Source organism: Dorea amylophila (genome assembly GCF_025567265.1).
In the GTDB taxonomy this organism is placed as follows: Bacteria; Bacillota; Clostridia; order Lachnospirales; family Lachnospiraceae; genus Dorea_A; species Dorea_A amylophila.
The window spans coordinates 66,502-73,746 of sequence record NZ_JAOQJW010000020.1; the positions used below are offsets into that span (position 1 = coordinate 66,502).

General features: G+C 31.3%; 7 protein-coding genes and 1 pseudogene. 7 read left to right on the forward strand and 1 reads right to left on the reverse strand.

What is annotated here, in order from left to right:
• Positions 1 to 284: 284 nt before the first annotated feature.
• Positions 285 to 785: a winged helix-turn-helix domain-containing protein gene (locus OCV72_RS12705; RefSeq protein WP_242859263.1), complete on the forward strand. Its 501-nt coding sequence runs from the start codon at positions 285 to 287 to the stop codon at positions 783 to 785.
• 170 nt (positions 786 to 955) lie between these two features.
• Here the strand turns inward: OCV72_RS12705 and OCV72_RS12710 are convergent.
• Positions 956 to 1,888, reverse strand: a pseudogene (locus OCV72_RS12710) (transposase); the annotation flags it as partial.
• Between OCV72_RS12710 and OCV72_RS16900 the strand changes: the two are divergent.
• The 6 genes from OCV72_RS16900 (at position 1,888) to OCV72_RS12740 (ending at position 7,170) form a co-directional block, all read left to right on the forward strand.
• Complete coding sequence (locus tag OCV72_RS16900; RefSeq protein WP_155515236.1) at positions 1,888 to 2,124, forward strand: CHAP domain-containing protein; 237 nt, start codon at positions 1,888 to 1,890, stop codon at positions 2,122 to 2,124. The pseudogene OCV72_RS12710 and the gene OCV72_RS16900 overlap by 1 nt on opposite strands.
• Positions 2,125 to 2,203: 79 nt before the next feature.
• Positions 2,204 to 2,599 carry a DUF3796 domain-containing protein gene (locus OCV72_RS12720; protein ID WP_055284208.1) on the forward strand — a complete coding sequence of 132 codons (396 nt, stop codon included), beginning with the start codon at positions 2,204 to 2,206 and terminating at the stop codon, positions 2,597 to 2,599.
• Complete coding sequence (locus tag OCV72_RS12725; RefSeq protein ID WP_006426613.1) at positions 2,580 to 2,780, forward strand: helix-turn-helix transcriptional regulator; 201 nt, start codon at positions 2,580 to 2,582, stop codon at positions 2,778 to 2,780. The genes OCV72_RS12720 and OCV72_RS12725 overlap by 20 nt, the downstream gene beginning before the upstream one ends.
• An 82-nt stretch (positions 2,781 to 2,862) precedes the next feature.
• Positions 2,863 to 4,776, forward strand: a complete 1,914-nt coding sequence (locus tag OCV72_RS12730; RefSeq protein ID WP_055284209.1) for an FtsX-like permease family protein — start codon at positions 2,863 to 2,865, stop codon at positions 4,774 to 4,776.
• A 2-nt stretch (positions 4,777 to 4,778) separates the two neighbouring features.
• A complete protein-coding gene (locus OCV72_RS12735; protein ID WP_055284210.1) occupies positions 4,779 to 5,549 on the forward strand; it encodes an ABC transporter ATP-binding protein in 771 nt (256 codons plus the stop codon).
• A gap of 517 nt (positions 5,550 to 6,066) precedes the next feature.
• Positions 6,067 to 7,170 (forward strand): radical SAM protein, encoded by a 1,104-nt coding sequence (locus OCV72_RS12740; RefSeq protein ID WP_055284211.1) that lies wholly within the window; start codon positions 6,067 to 6,069, stop codon positions 7,168 to 7,170.
• Positions 7,171 to 7,245 lie beyond the last annotated feature (75 nt).

Sequence of the window (7,245 nt, forward strand, 5' to 3'; positions counted from 1 at the left end):
CCCATGTTCAAAATTTCTTTAATCAGCGGAGCACAGACTGCAATTGCTGGAGCGAATATCATTTGTACTTTGGTGGGATTTGTGTTGTCTATTATCTGTGTGAGAAAGAAGGAAACCCGCAATGCGGTAAATATTATCTCCACGATTATATCTGCTTTATGGTTGTTACTGATTGTAGGGTTTGGCGTATTTGCACTATTTTTGACTTTTGTAAAATGAGTTGTTTCGCTATGCCCATCAATTTCATAAAGTTTAATTTTGTCAAATGACAGCTGGACTATTATATGATTGTGAGGTGGTTCTATGGGGAATTAGTTGTACTTGATTTATCAGAAACAGGTACGCAGCTTGGTGAGAAATTGTCACTTCTGCTTGATGACAAACAGCAAAAAGAACTTGCACACTATCTTCTTGGTGATATGGTATCAACTATTGGTACAAGAAAAAATCTATCAAATTACAACCGACAGCAAAAAAATCCTCTCACAGAGATAAGGGAAGGCGATTTATATATTTGTCTGGAGCATCGACTGGTAATGATCCGGGAACAGGAAATTATTTTGACGGTAAAAGAATTTGATATCCTAGTGTTGCTCATTATGAATCCCAAACGGGTATTTACGAAAGAGCAGATTTACCAGCATATATATAATGATGTGGAAATAGAAGTGGATAACCGTGTCTATGGGTTAGTCAAGAATCTAAGAAAGAAAATAGAAGAAAGGCCGGAAGCACCACGCTATATACAAACAGTACGTGGCGTTGGCTACCGCTTCCGAGCATAAAAGGGGGCTGTCGCTTTAACGATTAATAAATCGTGAAGCGGCTTCATTTTTGCTGTTTTAAGAACAAAACCTATCCAAAATCCCAGATTTACCATACTACTCGATAACAAAGAGCGCACTTTAACAAGCCATTTTTGATGACTTGAAAATTCATTTTGGAAAGTCTAAATTTAGGCACTTTTTATCGGAAACAAATGTGTTCCGGTTCTTTCGTTTTGAATCTTATTATGAAGTTTACTTATGTTTCTTGCCATGGCAAGTAGTGTGCTTTTTGCAAGTACATTTGACGTTCCCTTGCTTAAATATCTTCGAAACTGCATATCCTGCTTCAAAGCGCCAAAAGAGCCCTCTGCCTGTATACTCCGATTTGTTCTGAAAAGAATTCCTTCCTCGGAAAGAATCCGTTCCAAATCTTCTTTTCTTTGTTCCAAAAATGTTTTTGCAACCTGAAGCGTTTTTGTCCTTTCTTCTATAGGTGTTTTACAGTTGTTGCCCTTGATACATTCACTCTTATACGGACATCCGTTACAGTCCTCACATTTATAAATCGTTTTTTCACTTACATAGCCAGTTTTGCTTTTTACATGGCGGACACGTTCCCACTCTAACTTTTTTCCATTCCGGCAGATATAGCTATTCGCCGCAGAATCATACTCCATGTTTTCAATTTTTCCAATATCATTTTTGTATTTACGAGTTTTAGAAATTTCGTAGTTGGCAGGTTTTATGTAAGACAGCTGTCCATTTGATTCCAAAAATAGATAGTTTTCTTCACTTTCATATCCGGCATCTGCCGTTATATTTTTATATTTGAATTTCAAATGTTCCTGAGCGTCTTTCAAAAATGGAATCAAGGTTGTAGTATCTGTAGGCTGTGGGCCGATCGTAAGCCATGTGATGTATTCGGAATCCACACCATGTTGGAGATTGTAAGCTGGCTTCAGCTGCCCATTTCCCATAGCATCTTCCTTCATCCGCATAAATGTGGCATCGTGGTCTGTCTTGGAATAGCTGTTGCGTTTTCCACATATATGTATCTGATGATTATATTTTTTAAGCCGATCCAGGTAATCTTCTAGAGTCTCAATACTTTTTTGAAGTATTGAAGTTTTCAAGCTGTGCTGTAGGAGCAAGTTGGAAAGGAAAAGGCTATACACCATCCGCAGGAGACTTTATCTTTTTTGATTGGAATAAGGATGGACAGGTGGACCATGTAGGGATTGTTGTGAATGTAGCGAATGGACGAGTGAATACGATTGAAGGAAATACAAGCAATATGGTGGCAAGAAGAAGTTATCAATTGGGGGGAATAGTGATAGTGGGATATGGATATATATAAACTCTATTGACAGAATCTCCTCCTTGTTATATATTTATAACAATAAATGTTATAAATATATAACAAGGAGGAGATTAATATGAAAAAAAGAATTAATCCGATATCCTATCTTGGATGGTTAGGAATAGTGGGAGTGATAGGTATTAATACAGGAGATTTTATGTTGCAATTGTTCTTGATATATTTCATATTTCTTACATATAGAAATATGCCAGCTGATGAATTATTTTGGTTGAATATAAGAAAATCAGCAACTAGAGCGTTTATATTGGAGATTATTTTAAATAGTGTGATGATTATTCTAATTACAATATTGGAAAAATATAATATATCTAGTGCGATAAGAATTTCAATTATCAGAGGATTTGGAATAATATTTTTAATAGCGCTTTTGTTTTTTATTGTAATGTTAGCATGGTACGGAAAACAAGAACGAAAGAGTGTTGAAGACATATATGATAATAACAAATATTAAAGAGTTTAGAGAACAAAATAAGATGAGTCAAACGGAGTTGGCTCAATTAGTTGGAGTGAGAAGAGAAACAATAGGTCATTTAGAAAATGGACACTATAATCCATCATTAGTGTTAGCAGCGAAAATTGCAAAAGTATTTAATGTCACAATTGAAGATATGTTTATAATTATAGATGAATAACCAGAATTATACATATTATACTAATTCAGAGAAAATATTATTAAAATGCTAAATTAGTAAAAGAACAGGGGAGGGGATTACCGTGAAAAAAGTTTTTTTTGGTGGTTTAAAAAATCATTGGAAAGATTATATACTTGTACTAATATGTGGTATATTCATGGTCACAATTATCTTTTTATCAAATTCTTTAAGTGATTGTTTACAGTGGATAATTGATGGACAGATAACAGGTAATGCGGAAGAAAGTTATAGCTTTTTTGATTTTTCAATAACTTACCTTCTTCTGTTTTTTATGGTGATTCTGATTATTTTTTCGTATATACGAAAAAGATCTTATGATTATGTTTTGCTAGATGTAATGGGAATTCAGAAACGGCATAAGTACATATTTATTGGATGTGAATATTTAGGAATTGTTGTGATTTCTATATTAGGCGGAATATTGTTTGGGGCAATATTATCTGAAATTATAAAGATTGAACTGGAAAAAATCTTTGCAAATATAATTTTTACAGAGATAAATTATGGATTTTCGCCTTTCCGGATGACTATAATTATCGGTTTTTGTGTTTTCGGACTTTTGTTTATTGTGTTTGATGAAGCAATCTCTTGCTTGGGGATGGATTCTCTATTGTCTTGTGGGAAAAAAAGTGGAAAACCTGTAAAAACAAGACCTAAAGTGTTTATTCTAGGAATGACATTTATGTTTCTTGCGTATATTAGTTTATGGTTTTATTGGGGAAAAGTTTCAAAAGGGATACCGTTAATTTTGTTGAGTATTGGAATACTGTTGGGAATGATTTCTATAGGGGCATATTATTTGTGCTATCTAAGAAAAAAGGAAAATAAATATTATAAAAAAATTACATGGTTAGATAATTGGTATCATAGATTTTTTTATAATATTAATATGTCTTTTATAATTACTGAATTTATTATAGTTACATTATATGGGTTTTCTATAGTTATATTCGATAATATTCCGGTTAATGAACCACAGAATTATCCTTATGATGTAGTATGGATGGCAAGTGACAAAGATATAGCATTTATAGACGAACTGAAACAAAAGTATGAGATAAAAGTAAAAAAACAACCTTGTATTAGAGTGACAACAACTGATCAAGGGGAGCATATGGGAATTTCTGCTTCAGCATATGAAAAATGGACAAAAGAATCATTAGATTTGAAAGACAATGAAATATATGTTGTTTATCAGAGAGAAAGATCAGAAAGAAATTATTTGGGAATTGATTTTGGTACAAAGAAACCAAGAATTTATATGGGGGAAGCAAAGGATGATCTATGGCAGTATATAACTGGAGTCCCTACGCCAAGTAACAAATTTGATACATCTTTTAATATTGTAGGAGAAGAAGAAAAAATTCTTACAGGCGTGTTTGGAAATAAAATTTCGGAACATATTATTGTGTTCTCAGATTCATATTATCAAAAGGTATGTAATAGGGTTGAGGGTCCCAACCTTATAGTTATGGTGCAGATACCGAAAAATTATGAGAAGGTTATTGAAGAAATATGTGCTTATACAAATGGGAGCGGAATCGTTTACGAGAAAAAAAATTTATTGTTACAAATAAGTAAAACAAAAATTATTAATGTATCGGCGGCAATTATTAATATATTCGTTCTTTTAATATGTTCCTTTTTTGTTTTAAGCATTAAGATGGAATGTGATTTCCCAGAACAGAAAGGGAAATATATATTTTATTCTCAAGGAGGCATGACGCATAGAAATATAAGAAAAAGTATTATGAAAGAAAGTTTTTGGACAGGAGGAATTCCAATTATATTTGGAGTAGTAATTTCAACTATTTTTATGGGGACAGAGGTATATTTAAAGAAATTATCGCTAGAATGGATCAAGCAATATGCGGTGAAATTAATGGGGACGATAACTGGAATTATATTTCTTTTTCTTTTTATTAGTATTTGTTTTGGAATTAGAAATATTATAAGAATTGAAAGAGAGGAGTAAAGATGAAGCCGGTAGAATATCAAAACATTTTAGCAGTAGATCATTTGGAAAAAGGTTATAATTATATATCGAGTAAGGGGGAAGAAGTGAGTTGTCCTGTATTAGAAAATATTTCTTTTCAGATAGAACCCAAAGAATTTGTTGGTATTATGGGACGTTCAGGATGTGGAAAAACAACATTATTAAAAGTTCTAGGGATGCTTGATAAACCTGAAAAAGGAACGGTGTTTTATAAAGGAAAAGATACAAAAGAAATATATGGAACAGAACTGGCAAAAATCAGACGAACAGAACTTTCTTTTATTTTTCAGGACTTTTGTCTTATGGACAGTTTATCGATAAAAGATAATATTTTGCTTCCACGAATATTAGATGAAGCAGAAATAGAGGAAAGCAAGAAAATTTGTGAAAATCTAACAAAAAAATTTAATATTAATAAATTGCTAAATAAAAAACCATATGAGTTATCTGGTGGAGAAAAACAAAGGGTTGCCATTTGCAGAGCATTAATTAATAATCCTCAAATTATTTTAGCAGACGAACCTACTGGAAATTTGGATTCAAATTCTTCAGAAGTTGTAATGCGTACTTTGGAAAGCATAAATGGAGAAATGGGAAAAACAATTCTTTTGGTAACTCACGATCCTATGATTGCTAGTTTTTGTAAAAGGATTATCTTTTTAAAAGATGGACAAGTAATTGAAAATTTGAAAAGAGCTGATAATAAGGAGATGTTTTATCAAGAGATATTAAAGAGGATGAAAAATTTATAAAATAAGCAAAAGATAAGATATAATAATTTTATGTTAATATAAAATTTATTATATATGAAATATGTATAATGGCTTGATATATTAGACTCGAAGAATGATATTTCATTTATTGAGTGGTGCGAATTGTTTGCGGATCAATATAAATTAAAAAAGCTTGTGATGGGTGAAGAAATTTAAGGGAGTTAGAGTTTTATGGCGTAGTAGTTTAATTGCTATGCCATTCTTTTTTGAGCATGAATAAGATATTGGTTTTATAGGACTAAATATTCTAGTTTATAAATAAAGCTTTGGAATTTATCGAAAATATAGAGTGAATCAAATTATTATATGTAATGAGCATATAGATTCATGGGGGATTTTTTTATCAAGAGAGAAAATATAACATAATTCTACTGTTTTTTTACATGTGAAAAAAAACAGTAGGATTATGTTATATTATTATACTTACAAAAATTGTATATACCATACAGAGAGTTTGGAGTTGTTGGTATATACAAAAAAATAGGAGGAAAAGCAAATGGAAAGTGGATTACAAGAGTTAAAATTTTCAAGGTACAATCAAAAAGTAGAATTATCGGGCAAATTATTTCTATATAACGCATTGACGGGTGGGTATGCTAGTGTTGATGAGGAGTATAGAGATAATTTTGATAAATGTGATTTTAAAAAATTAGATTCGATGAAAGAGTTAGCAGAACTTCCAAACGCAATAATTAATCAATTAATGGAAGGAGGTTTTATAATTCCTAAGAATTTTGATGAGTTTAATGTTATTAAATCTATGCATTATAGAGGAAGATTTGGTGCGAATAAAGCATTAACAATGACTCTAATTCCGACAATGAATTGCAATTTTAGATGCCCATATTGTTATGAAAAAGATAAAAAATATCCAGTAAAAAAAATGACAACAGAGGTAATGGATGCAATTATAAAATATGTTGAATCGAGAATAGATAGTGTCGATCATATTTTTGTTACATGGTATGGTGGAGAACCATTACTTGGACTTCATGAAATACGAATTATGCAAAATAAATTGATAGAATTAGCATCTCAAAAAGATGTGCAAGTGTCAGGTATGATAATTACAAACGGTTATGGCCTTACAAAGGAGATATCAGATGAACTTGTACAAATGCAGATTAAAACTGCTCAAGTAACTATAGATGGTCCTGAGGAAATTCATAACAGAACACGATTTTTAAAAAATGGAGAAGGAACATATAGGCGAATCATTAATAATCTTTTGCAAGCTAATGAAAATCTAGAAGTGGTGATTAGAGTGAATATACAGAAAGAAAATATTAAGTATGTTCCGGAATTCGTAGATTCATTAAAGCAAGTAGGGATAGATAAAAGAAATAATATTAAACCATATTTTTCATTAGTAAGAGATTATGAAATTGATAAAGGCTACATATATTCTAGCTGTTTTTCAGTTCCAGAGTTTTCAGAAGAAGAATCAAAATTAAGACAGATATTATTGAAAAAAGGCTTTCAGCCGGCCAATAGTAATATACAACCTAAATTGTATGGTTACTTTATTGAGAAACAATATGTTTTCATCGTACCATATATTTGTTTTAAATTTTTTTCATGTAACAATTCGGTAGTGTAAATTATTCTGTGTAAACCTCTCAGATTGATGATAAAATCGTAGGTTTATAGAATACTAAAATATAATGTGATGGGC